This window comes from bacterium (assembly GCA_019695335.1).
In the GTDB taxonomy this organism is placed as follows: domain Bacteria; phylum CLD3; class CLD3; order SB21; family SB21; genus JABWBZ01.
This window is the reverse complement of record JAIBAF010000072.1, coordinates 1-17894: the sequence shown is the minus strand read 5'-3', so window position 1 is coordinate 17894 and position 17894 is coordinate 1. Positions and strand designations below refer to the sequence as shown.

Sequence of the window (17894 nt, the reverse complement as noted above, 5' to 3'; positions counted from 1 at the left end):
GCAACGTTATAAAATGCGTTACAATTTCCAGATACGCATTACTTCGATAAAAACTTCTGTCCCAACAAAAGCCCGACGATGGTTTTCATGTCGGTAATTTCACCGCGAAAAACTTTATCGACGGCTTTCGAAAACGGCAAACGTATGATTTCCAGAAATTCGTCATGATCGGGCTGCACTGCCGCTTCTTTCAAATCCTTTGCGATGAAAAGCCACATTTTTTCGTTGGAATAACCGATGCAGGGAAAAAATTCGGCAATTTTTTCCAGCATGAGCGGTTCATAGCCGATTTCTTCGATCAGTTCGCGTCGTGCCGCTTGTTCTATTGGTTCGTTGCCGTCGAGTTTGCCGGCGGGAAGCTCAATGAACGCTTGTCGGAGCGGATAACGGAATTGCCGGACCATGATAGTGTCGCCGTTAGGGAATACCGGGATCATGACGACGGCTCCGGGATGGCGGATATATTCGCGAACGGCCGTTTTACCATTGGGCAAACGCACTTCATCGCGCCAGGCTTTGAGTAAAAGCCCGTCGGCCATGATTTCAGAATTCAATTGAATTTCAGTCAAATCGCGCGTCATGGATTAAACCCGGAATGTGATTTCGAAATTTTTTTTCCCATACGCATTCCTGATAAAGATTTTAAAGAAACTTAATGCCCGATAGCATCGGATAACGCCCTGATATCGCGGATCAGTTTGTAGAGTTCGTCCGGAAGAATCGCTTGCGCGCCGTCGGACAAAGCGTTTTCAGGATGATGGTGCACTTCGATCATCAATCCGTCGGCGCCGGCGGCGACGGCGGCTTTGGCAACCGGCGGCACCAGCGAACGCTTACCCGTGGCGTGGCTCGGATCGGCAAATACCGGAAGGTGAGACAATTGTTTGATCAGCGGAATGGCCGAAATATCCATGGTATTTCTGGTGTACGTTTCAAACGTACGGATACCGCGTTCGCACAAAATGACGTCATAATTGCCATTGGCCATAATATATTCCGCACACATCAGGTATTCTTCAAGATTGGACATCATGCCGCGCTTCAGCATCACCGGTTTATTGATTTTGCCAACTTCCTGCAGCAAGGCGAAGTTTTGTGAATTGCGCGCGCCGATTTGCAAAATGTCGGCGTATTGTGCGACGAGTTCGACCTGGTTGGGATTGACCACTTCCGTAATGATCGGTAACCCGGTTTTTTCCCGGGCGAGCGCCAGCAGTTCGAGTCCTTGTTCGCCCAGACCCTGAAAACTGTATGGCGACGTACGGGGTTTGAAGGCGCCGCCGCGCAGAATGTGACAACCGGCTTCTTTAACCGTCGAAGCAATTTCAAGTATCTGTTCTTCGTTTTCCACGCTGCACGGACCCGCAATGAGGGTGAGTTTAGATCCGCCGATGGCAACGCCTCTCACATTTATAACCGTATTTTCCTGCTTCCATTCGCGACTGACCAATTTATAGGGCTTCGACGTAGGGATGACTTTCTCAACACCTTTCAGCGTTTGAACTTTTTCGGTAATCATTCCTCGTTCGTCGCCCATGACACCGATCACAGTACGTTCTTCGCCTTTTGAGACGTGAGGTGTAAATCCGCATTCTTCAACGATTTGGAGAACATTGCTGATATTTTGAACGGAGGCGTTTTTCTCCATGACAACAATCATCATAGGTCAAAATAAATTAAGGTTAGAAAAGTTTCGGGACAGTTTGTTGAGTGTTAATGATAAAGTAACAATAAAAAGGCAACCAGTCAATCGACAATTCAGGTCATAATGAACAATCTGTTATCAAATCCGTTTTCAACTTTTCAATCGAGCGATATTTTTAAATTTTGCATAGTCCGAGAGGAGAAAGTTTTCAGGCGACTCAATGTTGTCGGAACCGGTCACTGCGATGAGCGAGTTGTCTTTGCCAATTTCAATGGATCCAATGCGATCATTCAGACCCAATGCATGCGCACCATTGATCGTGGCCATAGTGAGAATGGTGCCGGCGTCGATTTCAGGATGAATTGATCGGAGTGATCGCATTTCATTCCACATATTCAGGTCGTCGTTGCTCGCAAGACTGTCCGTGCCGATACAGACGTTGATGCCGGCGTTGATCATTTTTTGTATGGGTGCAGTACCGCCCACATTGATTTTGATATTGCTTCGCGGACAGGTGCAAACCGAGACATTTTTTTGACGTAAGATTTCGACGTCGGCATCGCTGACATGTACGACGTGAACCGCGAGCAAACGTTCATTCAGAAATCCGAGTTGATCGAGATAGCGTACGGGCGAGGCATTCGGTACGGGCCAGGCGGGATCCCATTTCCCGATTTTTTCAATCATAGTTTTCATCTTCCCCGTCCCGTAGCGCAAAAATTCACTCTCGTCAATGGATTCGGCAAGATGAACGGTTGAATGAAGGCGATGGATTTTTGTAAAATCACCTACCAGCCTAAATAGATCGGCCGATACCGAATACGGTGCATGTGGTGCGAGGCTTTGTTTTATCCTTGGATTGGAAGGTTGAATGATTTTATGCGCGAATTCGTCAAACCGCTGTCGGGCAATGGACGGTGAAAAACCGGTTACTTCATTATAGATCACGGCGTACAGCGAAGATTGTGTAAGCGCGGCCAATGACGTTTCACTGTGATTGGCTATATCGCCGACAGCGACGGTACCGGCGTTCTCAAGTTCATGTACAGCATTGATGCAGGCCTGTTGGATCATTTCTGGCGTGAAATCGAATCGTTTGGTGATCGCGTCGTACACCCAATCGCCGAAATCTTTTCCATCGGCGATAACATTTTTCATGACGGACAATTCTAAATGCGTATGCGCGTTCACAAGTCCTGGCAGAATAACGCCGTCTTGGAAATCGGCTATGGAAACGCCGTGAAATTGCTTCAGAATTTTTTCACGAGGTCCTAATGCCTTGATGCGGTCGTTATCGATCACTACCGACCCGTTTTTTATCGGAGGAGTGACAATCGGCAAGACCCAGTTTGCAGAATAAATCTTCATAGCTTACATACCTAAACGAGGACTAAAAGGAACAGATTAATTTAAAACTAATTCTGCAATTGACAATGAAAATTAAAATTGACAATGCGAAGTCTTTACTGTAGATTCCGAGTAATCCACCTTGCATACCGGAGTAGTTTATCGGCTTTCCGGAATTCACAGTTCTTACTGTTTTGGTTACTCAATAGATATTTTATAATAGTATTTCCACATTATTTATTTGAGGAGTTATCGTATGAAGCTCTTTGTACGACATAAGGCTTTTAGCCTTTGGTTGAAACGGTTTTTTGCCGTCGTAAGCCTAAGCGTTTTTGGTTCTGCCGCTGGGTTTGCACAGGCCGGCAATGCGTTACAATTGAATGGAAGTAACCAATATGCATCGAGGTCGCCGGTGGTTTCGACCATTACCGACGATTTTACGATGGAAGCGTGGGTTAAATGGGATGGTACACGGAACGGCCAGAACAAGATTCTCTTTTATAATGGAAATACATCCAGCAGCGGATTCGGCGTATTTATTTCGTCATCCTATGAGCTTGATGTTTTATTTGGCGGTAATGCCGTTTTGAATTCCGGATTTTACCCTGAACCCGGCCGATGGTATCACATTGCACTCACGCAGGATTATCCAAATACGCGTTTGTGGGTTGATGGCCATCAAGTGTCGAATTGGGATGGATGGGGACCGAACTTTCCAAGTGGAACGACGGTTGCCGGTGCCAATCAAGGCGGAACGGAGCTTTTTGACGGACAAATTGACGAATTGCGTCTTTGGAGCACCGCGCGCTCGCAAGCCGAAATTGTCAGCACGGCAAGTATTCCACTGATTGGCAGTGAGACGAATTTGATTGGACTCTGGCATTTCAATGAAACGGCTGCCGACACGGTCGCCGAGTCGGTCAATCAATTAAAACTTACGACGACTAATTCTCCTGTATTTGTTGCTTCCGGTGCGATGGGCGTGGGCGCTCCGGGATTAGTTAAAATTGTTTCAGGACACCAAAGCGTGACTCTTCGTTGGAACCCTTCTCTCCTGAAGAAAAAATTCCATAAATATTATATAGCGTACGATGTTGATCCGAATCCCAGTACGATCATGGACTCGACGTCAGGCGGCAATGCGTTGGATACGACAAAGGTCATTTCCGGTCTGACCGATTTTACAAAATATTATTTTCGAGTTGCGGCTTTAGACAGTAACGGCACTGTGAGCGGCTTTTCCAATGAAGTCAGTGCCACACCTTCACCGTTTGTGGAGAACACATCGGCTGCTTTTGTTCAGGTTGTCGAAGGCGATTTTGTTTGGGGCGATTATGATAATGACGGCGATTATGACGTATTCGTGACGGGTTCGACAGATGAAAATAGTTATGACGACGGACCTTACGAAAATGGCGTTGCCAAATTATACCGTCATGATGGCACCAATTTTACGGAAGTGAATACGGGCTTTTTGCAGCAAATGCATCGCAGTTCTGCCGCATGGGGCGATTATAATAATGATGGTCTGCTTGATTTAGCCTACATGGGCAGCACCGGCAATGGATCACGTACATTGAAATTGTATCGCAACAATGCTGACGGAACTTTTACCGATGTTCCGCATTCCATGCAAGGCGCCACGCTGGGTATGATGGCATGGGGTGATTATGATAACGACGGCGATCAGGATTTGTTGGTCATGGGCACGACGGGCAACAGCGGATGGAATTCGACTTTCTTGTATCGCAACGATGGTAACGGACAATTTAATCCTGTCGATATCGGTTTACCCGGATACAATGCAGGTTCGGTTGCCTGGGGGGATTATGATAATGATCAAGATCTTGACATTTTAATTTTGGGAACAACCGATAATTCTTATTCCGGCGGCGGACTTTTTATTTACCGGAACGATAACAACGGTTCTTTTTCTTTGCTCGAAGAAGGATTTCCTTCCGGTCTACATAAGGGCGAAGCTGTGTGGGGCGATTTTGACAACGACGGAGATTTGGATATTACCTTTACAGGTGCAACCGGGAGCGGTAACAGAACGGCCGGCGTCTATCGAAATGACGGCGATGATATTTTTACAGATGTCGATGCCGGATTTACAGGATTGGCCAGAGCGACCGTATCGGTTGGCGACTATGACAATGACGGTGATCTGGATATTTTCATGGCCGGGACAGCCGGCTCGGAAGGCAGCGGTCCTGAACTTTCGTATATCTACAGGAATGACGGTGGTAATACATTTACTGCGTTTAACCTTGGATACGAAATTGAGGGATATTATCACATTCCATCGTCTGCGTTTATTGATGAAGACCGAGACGGCGATCTTGATTTGATGATCATGGGGAACTCACAGAACGGATATGTCACAAAGTTATATGACAATCAGTCGGCCATTTTAAATACACCGCCCGGCGATCCTACGGGACTAAGCTCTTCAACTTCCTCAGATTCAGTTTTTCTGAGCTGGAATAAAGTAACAGATGCCGAAACGCCTCAGAACGGTCTGACTTATAATGTTCGTGTAGGAAAAACGCCCACAGGCGTTGAAATCATGCCGCCCCTAGCTAAAGTAGTTGGAACGGGTCTCGGCGGAGGATTCCGGTTAGTTTTTGGTATGGGCAATACCAATCATAATAATTCATGGCAATTGAATGGTTTGCCCGACGGTACGTTTTATTGGAGCGTGGAAGCTATCGATCAGGTTTATCGTAATTCCAAGTTCCAAACTACAGCCAATTTTACAATCGACGGGCCGCCAGCAAAAATCATGGGTGTAGAAGCCGTTCCAGGTGTCAATTCTGCTACGGTCAAATGGAATCGCGACTGGAAATCGGATATCCATCGTTATGTTGTGTATGGCGGTACCGATCCTCAAGCTTTAGATTCGCTCGGCTTTGGCGCGGGGCTACTGGATACCACAGAAACTATTTCAGGCTTGACCAATGGGATGATTTATTATTTTAAAGTACTCGGTATTGATAATGCCGGGCACGTTGGTGAATTCTCCGATGTAGTTTCGGTCATTCCGACGGGATCACCGGGGCGATGGATCGTGACGACTAACAACGATTTCGGACCTGGTTCGATCGCAGCGATGATCGATTCAGCTAATTTGACAACGCAGAAGGACACGATTCTGTTTGATCCTTCATTAAGCGGTCAGACCATTTTAGTCGGAGTTGCGTTACCGTCCATTACAACGGATTTTACTTATATTAACGCTGATATTGACAATAACGGTACTCCCGATATCATAATTAATGGCAGTAACAAAGAAGGTTATGGCTCAGGTTTGACTCTCTCATCCAATAATAATGTCGTCAAAGGTTTTCAAATTTACGGTTTTCAAGATTACGGGTCGGGGATCAGCATTTACGGATCGTATAACAGGATTTTAGGGAATTATATCGGGAATGACGGCTCAACAGCATCCCGCAACTACTACGGTGTCGAAATTTATAACAGCAACCATAATTGGATTGGCGATGGTACTGCTGCCGGGCGCAATATCATTTCAGGTAATGGTTATTACGGTATATATTTAAGCAACTCGAACGACAACCAAATCCTCGGCAATTATATTGGCCTTGCAACCGACGGAGACGCTTTATTGGGTAACGGATATGATGGAATTTATTTCCAAGCAACCGGATCAGGCAATCAGGTTGGTAATGCAACTGCCGGTGGACGTAATATTATTTCCGGTAATGGTTCAAGTAATGGTGGTCGGGGTATTTCGATGTACGACTATGACAATATGCATAACAACTCAATTTTGGGGAATTATATCGGTACCGATGTCACCGGTATGTTGGATCGTGGTAATGCCGGCGACGGCATTTACTTGTATTCAGGAGGTGGTGAATCGATCGTGAATACACATATCGGTAACAGTACGGTCGAAGGGCTTAACATTATTTCGGGAAATGATGGTCATGGAGTGTACATCGATGGCCGCGACGTTCACGATAATTTCATCGAAGGAAATTTCATCGGTGTAGCGGCAGACGGTGCAACTCCGCTCGGTAACGGGCAGTATGGAGTCTATACATACGAAGCCAGCCGTAATACGATTGCCAACAACGTTATTTCCGGTAACAATTCTGGTGGTGTCGTGATTAGTACATCGTATTACAATATCAGCGATAACATTGTTACCGGCAACAAAATCGGCACCGATCAAACCGGAACGGAAGCTGTCGGCAATGCTGGTTATGGCGTGCATGTTGTCGGTGGTTATAGCGGATCCAACAACAAAACCGTCATTTCGAATAATCTTATTTCTGGAAACATGAACTCGGGTATTACATTAGGCGAAGGATTTAACGGGTACGTTTATGATACTAAAATTATCGGTAACTACATCGGAGTGAATGACGCCGGTACTGACACCATTCCGAATGGTGAATACGGAATTTATATTTACAATGTCAACGATCAATATACTTCCATCGGAGATGGTACTGCTTCGGGTCGCAATATTATTTCAGGCAATCGTCTGGACGGAATTTGGTTCGAACAGACTTTGTATAATGAAATCCTTGGCAATTATATAGGTGTGGATGAGACCGGTAACGCGGCTTTGCCAAACGGTGGTTCCGGAATTGTATTATGGAATTCCGGATATAACAAAATCGGCGATGGTACATCCGGCGGCCGCAATATCATTTCAGGAAATACTGAAGAAGGCATTAAAATCTATGCCGGATTTTCTGCGTATTCCGATTACGAAAAAATCTACGGTAATTATGTTGGTGTCGGCGCTAACGGCGTAACACCTATCGGCAATGGAGCTCATGGTGTCGAAATTGAAATGCTCGGCGAAGGCGATTACTCACGCTTTGATTCAATCGCCTACAACGTCATCGCGCACAACGGTGAAGACGGTATTTATGCCGATGGCGCAGGCGTATATGAGGACATCTGGTTTGGCAATTCCATTTTCAATAATTCAGGCAATGGTATTACCGTAACCAATAATGCGCAATATAACATTGCACCGCCGCGAGTCGACAGCGTTTCAGCGACATCGATTCTGTATGGCCGTGCCGCCCCGGGTGCTCTGGTCCATGTATACAACGATTCCGATGATGAAGGGGGCATTTTTATCGATACGGTTTATGCTGATGGCTCAGGGAACTGGTCGAAACGGATGAAATTGATTGGTGGACTGAATGCAACGGCGATTCAGGACAGCAACGACAACAGTTCCGCATTTTCGACTGCTTTGGAATTACCTGTTGGTTCACTCGCTTCTATACCGTCAGCATTGAATTTCGGTAATGTGCTTGTCGGAGACAGCGTGACACAAGTGCTTAAAGTCTTTGCCAATGGCGGGACGGTCATCATGGATTCAGGTTATTTCAAGAGCGGCGTTAATTTCAATGTTTCAAGTTCGAATGATCTGGACACGTTGTTTTACGGCGATACAATGATTGTTTCCGTTTTCTTCAAACCAACGGCGTTTGGCGCTTTGGTTGACAGCGGAATTTTGATTAACAACTCGTCGGTCAATCCTTTCAAAATTCCATTAAGCGGAACCGGACTTGCCGGGACACTAGCCAGTTCGCTCACGTCGCATAATTTCGGCAGCGTTCCCATCGGCGACAGTGCATCGGTTAACGTCAAAGTCTATACGAGCGTCGGCAGTGTAATCGTCAATAGTTCAACATTTGCGTCGGCGATGATCACAGCCAATGCCGGCACGCTTCCTCGCACATTAATGCCGGGCGATACGATGAACGTTACGGTCAAATTCAAACCGACGGTTCAAGCGACGATTGCCGGTGACACACTGAAATTAAATAATAATTCTTCCGTGTCGCCGTACCGGATGGTCTTTTCAGGAACCTCAGTCGAAAATATTCCTCCGGTCATTACCATCGGCGTTCTGTCGCTGAACATCGTTAATAAATATCTCGGCATTTACGCTCACAGCAACGAAGGCCTGATCAGCAGATCGATTGCCTTCACCTTCAATAGTGCGCCGGTATCGAATCCGCCGACACTCAGCGATGTGCCCGGTCAACCGAATTTGTTCTTTACGCAATTTAAATTAACGGCTGCCGGAACTTTGGGCATTGTGGTCACGGCGACTGATTCGGCCAACAATGTGACCAATCAGCCTAAGAATTATACCGTAGCGGCTTTGAATAAAAAAGAACCTCTGAATGTCAAGGTTGATGAATTTATCCTGACTTCGGCAAAAGGCGTTACGGACGAAGATGGATTCCTCGTCGCCGGTGTATGGCTGCGCGATCCGGATGAAGCGCAATCAGGCGAATTGGGCAAACGTTCTTCAAGCGAAGAATCGTTTAGTGAACAAAGCATGACGGCTGTTGGCGCCGGTCTTGAATTGCTCGCTACGGCAGAAATCAAACAACCGGTCAACGTCAGTTTAAAATACGATGTGAAAGCGGTTGAAGCTTTGAAAGCGAAATATCAGGATTTTGATGAACGCAAGATCGGATTGTACCGCGAAGATGCCGGACAGTGGATCTATGAAGGCGGCGAAGGCCTTGGACAGTCATTGACGGCTAAAGTACAAACAGCCGGTAAATTCGCTGCGTTCTACAATAACGAGCACATCTTCCTGCCGAAGAAAGTTGAATTGTCACAGAATTATCCAAACCCGTTTAACCCGACGACGACGATTAGATTCGGATTGCCGGATGAAGGACGTGTTAAACTATCCGTTTACAATATTCTCGGCCAGAAAGTCGCAGAATTATTCGACGGATTTAAACAAGCCGGATATCATACGGCGCTTTGGGATGGCAAAAATGCGGTCGGGCAGCAAGTATCCAGCGGTATTTATATTTACCGCATCGAAACGCCGAAAGGTGTTTCTGCACGTAAAATGATGTTGATCAAATAAAAAATTTAGGAGATAAACTCATGAGACTCATTTTAAAATTAATCTTAGCGGCGTTACTTGCGCTGACATGGTCGTGCGGAGATGATACGGGCGATACGGGTTTAGCCGATGCATGGCAATTGTTTGTCGATGGCCAATATGCGCAAGCGCATAATGCTTTTATCAATCGCCTGAATGAAGACGGATCGGAAGCGTATGTAGGATTAGGTTGGACGACATTAAAAATGGATTCATTGGATGCTTCCGACCGCTATTTCCAACGTGCTTCCGCCGACTCGCTGGTTCATGGTTACGCCGGGTGGGCGATTACAAGTTGGTTACGCGGAAATTATAACGGCTGTATTTCGCAAGGCAGTTTTGTTTTAAGACACGAAGCCGATTTCGAGTTTGAGTTTAATGTTGACGTTAATTTTCAGGTCATCATCTTGGCTCAAGCCTACAGCTATTATCATCTGGGTAATTTTACCGCTTGCGTAGACCGCATTCGGCAAATTGATAATTCCTATACGATGCCAAGCTCCAATGTCGCAGCTCAATTGCTGACCAAACTCGATCAGTTGAACATACAACTGTTGTGATCAAGAAATAAAAAAACCGAAAAACCCGTGAAAGACATTTCACGGGTTTTTTGTTTTAGACCATAGTTAGGCCTTGACATCACAAACAGAATGAAAGATATTACTCGAAGTTTCGAAAATATCCGGGGGCTTCATGATACGACCCTATCTTGTAATCTGCTTGCTGGTGTTTTCTCTTCACGCACAGGAACGAGGCCTGACGTTCTTCCGTCATTTTTCTACGGCTCAATATCAAGGTCACAATCAAAATTGGTCGGTCACACAGGATGCATCCGGCGTGATGTTTTTTGGGAACACGTCTTTCATTCTGCGATATGATGGGAGTGAATGGAGTCGTTATCCGACGCCAAAAGGCGGAATTGTCAGATCAGTAGCTTCGGGTTCACCATCCAAAATGTACGCCGGTGCGTACGACGAATTTGGTTACCTCATGCCTGATGCTTCCGGACGCCTGCGGTGGCATTCTCTTTCTGATTCGTTACCGGAGCTCCTCCGCGACTACCGCGACGTTTGGCGAATCCATGTTACGCCTAGAGGTATTTTTTTCTCTACCAACAAACGTTTATTTCAATTTGATCATGAGGATAGGTGGATAGCTTCGTGGCCGTCGCTTAACCAATTTCGTTTTTCATTTTGGGTACGGGATCGCCTGATCATTCAGGATGAAGACGTGGGATTGCGTGAATGGGCCGGCGACAGCCTGATGATGATTCCGGGAAGCGCCGTGTTAGCAAAGGCACGTGTTTATGCGATGTTGCCGTACGGAGAGAAAGGAATATTGATTCAAACGCGGGACGACGGCGCATGGGTTTTGGAAAACGGACGTTTTAATAAAATTACTTGGGAAGCTGATTCATTTTTGCAGGAACAACAAGTGTACGGTGGTGTACGTACCGGGCTCGGTGAATATCTTTTTGCCACGCTTCGTGGCGGCTTAATTCGTACGGATGCTCACGGGAGTATTCTTCAAATTTATAACAAACAAAGCGGCTTGCCGGACAATACCGTTTATGATATTTTTCTTGATCGTTCGGAAAATGTATGGCTGGCTATGAATAAGGGAATTGTCCGGCTGGAATTATACTCTCCGTTGACGTATTGGAATGAATCCATCGGACTGGATGGCGCTGTATTGTGTGCTGTGCGACAAGACTCAACTATGTATGTCGGTACGAATACCGGCTTGTTTCGTTTACAAAAAACTTCATTGGAAAAACCATGGACTTTCATTCCGCTAAAATCCTTTCAAGGATATTGCTGGAGTCTTTTGGAACACGATAATGTTTTGATCGCTGCATCAAACAGCGGAATTTTTCAAATTTCAGGAAACAATGTTCGTACGATCGATGATGCGTATGCTTTTGTTTTGGCGCCATCTTCCGGCAATCGCAATCTGATCTACGCAGGGCTTTCGAACGGATTGGGGAAACTCTATAAAAAAGCAAGCCAGTATCACTTAGAACGCGTGCCGTCGGTCAGCGGTGAAGTGCGGTATATCAGTGAAGACAGCGACGGTGCGGTGTGGCTAGCCGGCGCATTCGACGGATTTCAATGTTTCAAGCAGGATGGTTCCGTGCGAACGTATCATCCCAATAAGCAGGAAGGCTCACGCGTCAACCGGTTATTTCACACCTCGCGTGGTTTGCTGTTCATTGGAGATCGAGGAATAATGAAGTATGACAAAGCTCATGATACATTCATGCCCGATAGTGTTTTAGCATCATTGCTTAACGAAGACGGAAGATTTATTTTTCGAATGAGTGAAGATTCATCGGGCAATTTGTGGGTTTGTCAACATACAGCTTCTGGAGACGTTGCGGGCAAAATTGTTTACAATTTTCGAAGCGGTTATTCTCATTACACGCCATTAGCTCGCATTTCACAATTCGGCGACATGTCGTCGGTGTATTCGGACGGACGTTTCGTGTGGTTCGGCGGATACGACGGATTGATCAAATACAAGAGCCCATTGTTGACAGAACCGGGACAAATACCGGTTTATCCCGCTCCTATTCTGACCGTTCATTTGCGCGGAGATTCTTTAGTGTATACCGGTCAGGGCGTTTCCGATCACGTGCATGAAATTAATTTCGATTTGAATGAAGTCCGGTTTTCGTTTGCCGATCCTGGCAATATGGGACAACCGGTTCGGGAGTTTCGTTACCGGCTGGACGGGTTCGATCCCGATTGGACGCAAACCAGTCATTTCGAGAAAACATACACCTTTCTTCCCGAAGGACGTTATGTTTTCGAGGTGATGTCGATCGAAGCGCATCAGGCGGCTAAACCGACAGTATTTGCTTTCCGTATCAAATCGCCGTTGTATCGTACATGGTGGGCTTTTACGGGATATGCCATTTTAATTTTGTTGGCCGCCGGAGGAACGGTGCGTCTTCGTCACGTATTTCTTGAGAAAGAGCGCCGTCGTCTGAGTGAGTTGGTTGAAAAGAAAACAACGGAACTGAGAATAGCCAACGATCAATTAAAAGAAAGTTATGTACGCCTTGAAAAAACTATCGGTATTGTGGCGGCGATCAATTCGGAAACGGAATTGGATCAACTGCTGCAGTCGATCTTTGAAATCATTCAGCCGCTCCTGAACATGAAATCCGGATCGGTACTTCTGCGGGACAACGCTTCGGGCAAATACCGTTTTCGCGCCGCTTTCGGAATCGACCTGCAGGCGCTTCAGGTTATCGAATTAACGGAAGAAGAAGTATTACGCCGATACGTCGACGGTGGTGAACGGGTCGCCGACAATATGTATTTCATTCGCGGACTGGTGGCGCGCCCATCGACGGATAAATTTAATAACGTACGGACTATCGATTCGTTATTTGCAATACGCCTGATGGATACACAAGGTCTTGCCGGGTTTTTATTTTTCGATGAAGTCCATGAAGTAACGCAGCATAGTTTGTTGTTACTGACCGAATTAAAAGAACATTTCCGCACGGCGTTGACGAAAGCGCGTCTACTCAACGAACTCAAACAACTGAACGAGAAAAAGAACGAATATCTCGGCATAGTTGCTCACGATTTGCGTAATCCGCTTACGACGATCGTGGGTTACTCGGATCTGCTGATCGAAGATTTTCGCAAAAATGAGATCGACGTCAAGGGCGCCATCGATGATCTTTCCAAAATTGCCGGAGTCAGCCGCCACATGAACCGGTTCATAACCGAGCTGTTGGATATTTCGGCTATTGAATCCGGAAAAGTCAGAATGGAATTGAAATCGAGCGATCTGAAAGCGATCGTCGGCGAATGCGAATATTTATACCGGCGTGCATCGCAGAATAAAAATATTGGTTTAACCGTCGATTATTCGGCGACATTGCCCAAAGTCAATGTCGATGTTTCAAAAATTTCATCCGTTATCGATAACTTGCTATCCAATGCTCTTAAATACACGCATCCCGGCGGAAGCGTGAAAGTTTTTTTCGAAAAAGGGTTAGGCGAGGTGATTACGCACGTGCAAGATACGGGACAGGGCCTTGACGAAGAAGATTTGAAAAAAGTTTTTACGTCGTTTAAACGTTTAAGCTCGAAGCCGACGGGCGGCGAACCGAGTACAGGCCTTGGTTTGGCGATTGTCAAAAAGATTGTTGAACTGCATCACGGGCGGGTATGGGTCCAAAGCAAACGCGGAGAAGGATCGACATTTAGTTTTTCGTTGCCGGTAGATGAATGATCACGACAATGAAATGCAATCGACGTCTTAACTATTTACCCTATAATTCGGCGCTTCCTGTGTAATGAGCACATCGTGCGGGTGGCTTTCTTTTAAACCGGCGCCGGTCATTTTAATTAACTTCGTGCGTGTTTTCATATCGGTGATTGTTTTAGCGCCGCAGTAACCCATCGACGCTTTCAATCCGCCTACCATCTGATATACGACGTCGCTCACTTTGCCTTTGTACGGCACGCGGCCTTCGATACCTTCCGGTACTAATTTATCCGTATCCATTTCATCTTCCTGGAAGTAGCGGTCTTTGCTGCCTTTTTTCATGGCCGCAATCGAGCCCATACCGCGATACACTTTATAACGGCGGCCTTCATACAGCACCGATTCGCCCGGACTTTCTTCCGTTCCGGCTAAGAGCGATCCGACCATGACGCAATCCGCTCCGGCTACGATGGCTTTGGCGAGATCGCCGGTTTGTTTGATTCCGCCGTCGCCGATGATAGGAATATTTTCTTTCATAGCGACTTTGGCGCATTCCATGATCGCGCTGATCTGAGGAACGCCGACGCCGGCGACGACACGCGTCGTGCAAATGCTGCCGGGTCCGATACCGACTTTCACGCAATCCGCTCCCGCTTTGATCAGTTCCATCGTTGCTTCGGCTGTGGCCACATTACCGGCAATAAGATCGATCTCCGGAAATTGTTTTTTGACTTGCCGCACTGTTTCGATCACGCCGCGGGAATGGCCGTGCGCCGTATCGACGGCGAGAATGTCCACGCCGGCATCGATCAAAGCTTGCGCGCGTTCGATCGCATCTTTAGTCACGCCCAAAGCTGCACCGACACGCAATCGTCCGTGCGTATCTTTGCAGGCGTTGGGATACATTTTTTTCTTTTGAATGTCTTTGACTGTGATGAGACCCTTGAGTTTGAATGCGTCATCGACAACGAGCAATTTTTCAATACGATGTTTGTGCAGTAATTTTTCGGCTTCTTCGAGTGTCGTACCGACTTTCGCCGTGACGAGATTATTTTTTGTCATCACGTTGTCGATTTTTTCATTGAGATCGGTGGCGAAACGCAAATCGCGATTGGTGAGAATGCCGGCCAATTTACCGTCGGGAAAAATAACCGGGATACCGCTGATCTTATAACGTTTGATCAATTCCAATGCATCGCCCAGTTTGTGTTCGGGCGTCAGAGTGATCGGTTTCAGAATCATGCCGCTTTCAGAGCGTTTGACGCGATCAACTTCGGATGCCTGATATTCGATGGAACAATTCTTATGAATAATGCCGAGTCCGCCTTCGCGGGCGATCGCAATGGCGAGCTCCGATTCGGTGACGGTATCCATCGCCGCGCTGAGCAGTGGAATATTGAGCGTAATGTTTCGGCTGATACGGGTATTGACCTGAACCTGATTCGGCAGGACTTCGGAGTATTGCGGGACGATAAGCACGTCGTCAAACGTGAGTCCCTCTCCTAGGATTTTATTGTCCAGCCGTTTATCCGAATCGCTCATACGCCACTCCTTTTTTGATATCTCCAACGATTAAATTTTTAGAAAATTTCTAAAAAATTTCGTCAATTTAGCGTATGAACTTTGAAAAGGCAAGCATTAAGGTAAATTTCAATCGCCCGTCGGCTGGATCGCGTTGGTCTCGACCATCAGGATGACGGTTTTTTTCGGAGCGCGTGGCCGATGCATGATGCCTTTCGAAATCGTCACTCCTTGGCCGGGATTCAATTCGATCGTCCGGTCTTCGAGGTCGATCAGGAACTGGCCTTCGAGAACGAAAAAAAATTCATCGTCGTTATCGTGTTTATGCCAATGATATTTCCCTTCGACAATTCCTAAACGAACGACGCTGCCATTGACTTCCGTGAGCGTTTGATTGAACCATTTATCCGTGCACGCTTTGACCATTTCAGGAACGTCGATCCGCTCGAGATGCTTGAACTTGACGTCAAGTTTGGTAACGTATGAATATTGTTTTTGAGTGGACATGGAAGAGCCTTTGGATGGTTGTCTTACTATTGAGAAAATATATTCAAAAACTATTTTTGAAAAATAACCATTTTGGGTGCATTTCATGTTTTAATAAAAGGCGAATTCCCGGCTATTTCAATGATGGATTTTCCTCGCCTTTCACTGTGACTCCTTTGACGATGAGCCAGAATGCGAGAACGAGTTCGAATACCAGCATTGGCATCCACTCCCACCAACCGGCTTTGACAAAACCGCCGGCCTGAATAAGCAGCATGACAACCAGTAAAACAGATGCAACAACACCAAGCCATGCCAGCGCGATGGGAATTAATCGTCCGCGTAAAAACAGGTATGAAAAAAATGTACTCCCGAAAGCAAAAAACAGCGCGCTGATCGTGTAACTGCCGGGCGATAAGAGCCACATCGATCCGAGAGTGTGAGTCGTGGCGGCGTCCATCGAAGCCAATCCGGAGCCGGTCGTAGCAAGCCAAAGTAATCCGAGAGTCTTGGGCAGGTTGGCCGCACCAATAAGACCTTCGCCAACGCGGCAGGCCAATCCCAATAAAGCAATCTCACGGTCGGCGTCGCGCGTCAGGGCATACAACGTCACTGCTAAAATGATTGCCGACAGATTACATAACAGATTCAGTATAATCGTTAGTCCCAATTCAGATGTATGCCCGGCGATGCCGGCCAGCCGCGCCGCAATGTCGCTGCCACCCGCTGCTTTGCCGAAAAGGTTCATACTGGCGATACCTGCCGCAATGTAAAAAATAAATGTAACGCCGGTGATTCTTGAATTAGTCTTGAGTGTCATGGTTTTTCCTCAATTAGATTTCAATCATCGGATACGACGGCAGGGAGAAGATAGTTTCAGGCGGCGGATTATTTGATGACGTCCTGAACTTTGTAGTAGATGTCTTCCGGAACGATTTTTTCAATCGTATCATCCGGCCAATTGATCCGGTAGTAAAGCGTACGATCGGCATCCGTAATTTTTTTATCGGAGTCGGTATCCGTTTTGGTTTCGACGATCAGACAATGATCATACCGGTCTATTTTCCAGCTCCAGATTTTTTCGTGAATAGGGGAAATACTTTTGAGTCCTGATCCGTCCAGTTCGGATACGAAAAGGACAATTTGGTCGGCATGCGTCAGGAAATTATCGCCGTTCAGATCTTCGGTGATCATTTCATACAGTAAACGGCGTTTGCCGTACAGATCGATATCGTCCACATACACGATATGATATTTTGTTTCACCGAGCAGGTACGTTTTACGCGTGTCTTGATTGTAAAAAATCAGGTTATTGATGGGGTTGTTGAAAATTCCCGACCCGAAGAAATTAGAATATCCGCCGCTGCCACGGGAATACGATCCGATGTCAAATAATTTGTTATTACTGATCTCTTCTTCGTGCGCAACCGGTATGATCACGATTGCCGAGCTGTCGATAACATAAGGCCTACCAAACACGAATTTTTCTTTTGAATCTTTAGTAGAAGCATTGGCGGGGCTTTTAATGTTGTCAGCGGGGCCGCAGGAAAGGATGACAAGACAGCATATCCATTTCATAAATTTCTCCAAATATTATTGACCAAGGTAATTTTTCTTCATCGGTTTTCATTCTCACAAAACGTTTTGACGCAATCCATATCGTGTTCTATTGCTTTCCTGACCATACCGCCGATCAGGCGATTCATAATTCCGGCAAGAAAGTTATGAGCCGTCGCATCCATCGTCATCGTC

At 46.4% G+C, this 17894-nt stretch carries 10 protein-coding genes; 3 read left to right on the top strand and 7 right to left on the bottom strand.

Going from position 1 to position 17894, the window contains the following annotated elements; all coding sequences use genetic code 11:
• Window positions 1-38: 38 nt before the first annotated feature.
• The 3 genes from K1X84_14535 to K1X84_14525 form a co-directional block, all read right to left on the bottom strand.
• A complete protein-coding gene (locus K1X84_14535; protein MBX7152843.1) occupies window positions 39-581 on the bottom strand; it encodes an NUDIX hydrolase in 543 nt (180 codons plus the stop codon).
• A gap of 71 nt (window positions 582-652) precedes the next feature.
• The gene (aroF, locus tag K1X84_14530) at window positions 653-1660 is read right to left on the bottom strand and encodes a 3-deoxy-7-phosphoheptulonate synthase (GenBank protein ID MBX7152842.1); all 1008 of its coding nucleotides are present in this window, start codon (window positions 1658-1660) and stop codon (window positions 653-655) included.
• Window positions 1661-1795: 135 nt separating this feature from the next.
• A complete protein-coding gene (locus K1X84_14525) occupies window positions 1796-3013 on the bottom strand; it encodes an amidohydrolase family protein (GenBank protein MBX7152841.1) in 1218 nt (405 codons plus the stop codon).
• Window positions 3014-3248: 235 nt separating this feature from the next.
• Here K1X84_14525 and K1X84_14520 point away from each other — a divergent pair, with 235 nt between their 5' ends.
• From K1X84_14520 to K1X84_14510, 3 genes are all read left to right on the top strand, one after another.
• A complete protein-coding gene (locus K1X84_14520; GenBank protein ID MBX7152840.1) occupies window positions 3249-9887 on the top strand; it encodes an FG-GAP-like repeat-containing protein in 6639 nt (2212 codons plus the stop codon).
• A 20-nt stretch (window positions 9888-9907) separates the two neighbouring features.
• Window positions 9908-10465, top strand: a complete 558-nt coding sequence (locus K1X84_14515) for a hypothetical protein (GenBank protein MBX7152839.1) — start codon at window positions 9908-9910, stop codon at window positions 10463-10465.
• Between the two features lie 133 nt (window positions 10466-10598).
• Window positions 10599-14159 (top strand): hypothetical protein, encoded by a 3561-nt coding sequence (locus K1X84_14510; protein MBX7152838.1) that lies wholly within the window; start codon window positions 10599-10601, stop codon window positions 14157-14159.
• Window positions 14160-14186: 27 nt separating this feature from the next.
• On the opposite strand, the gene guaB is transcribed toward K1X84_14510, so the two are convergent.
• The 4 genes from guaB to K1X84_14490 form a co-directional block, all read right to left on the bottom strand.
• On the bottom strand, window positions 14187-15677 hold the full coding sequence (guaB, locus tag K1X84_14505) for an IMP dehydrogenase (GenBank protein ID MBX7152837.1): 1491 nt from the start codon (window positions 15675-15677) through the stop codon (window positions 14187-14189).
• Window positions 15678-15785: 108 nt separating this feature from the next.
• Window positions 15786-16163: a cupin domain-containing protein gene (locus K1X84_14500; GenBank protein ID MBX7152836.1), complete on the bottom strand. Its 378-nt coding sequence runs from the start codon at window positions 16161-16163 to the stop codon at window positions 15786-15788.
• Window positions 16164-16275: 112 nt separating this feature from the next.
• Window positions 16276-16962 carry a DUF4386 domain-containing protein gene (locus tag K1X84_14495; GenBank protein MBX7152835.1) on the bottom strand — a complete coding sequence of 229 codons (687 nt, stop codon included), beginning with the start codon at window positions 16960-16962 and terminating at the stop codon, window positions 16276-16278.
• Between the two features lie 68 nt (window positions 16963-17030).
• A complete protein-coding gene (locus K1X84_14490) occupies window positions 17031-17720 on the bottom strand; it encodes a hypothetical protein (protein ID MBX7152834.1) in 690 nt (229 codons plus the stop codon).
• Window positions 17721-17894: the final 174 nt, after the last annotated feature.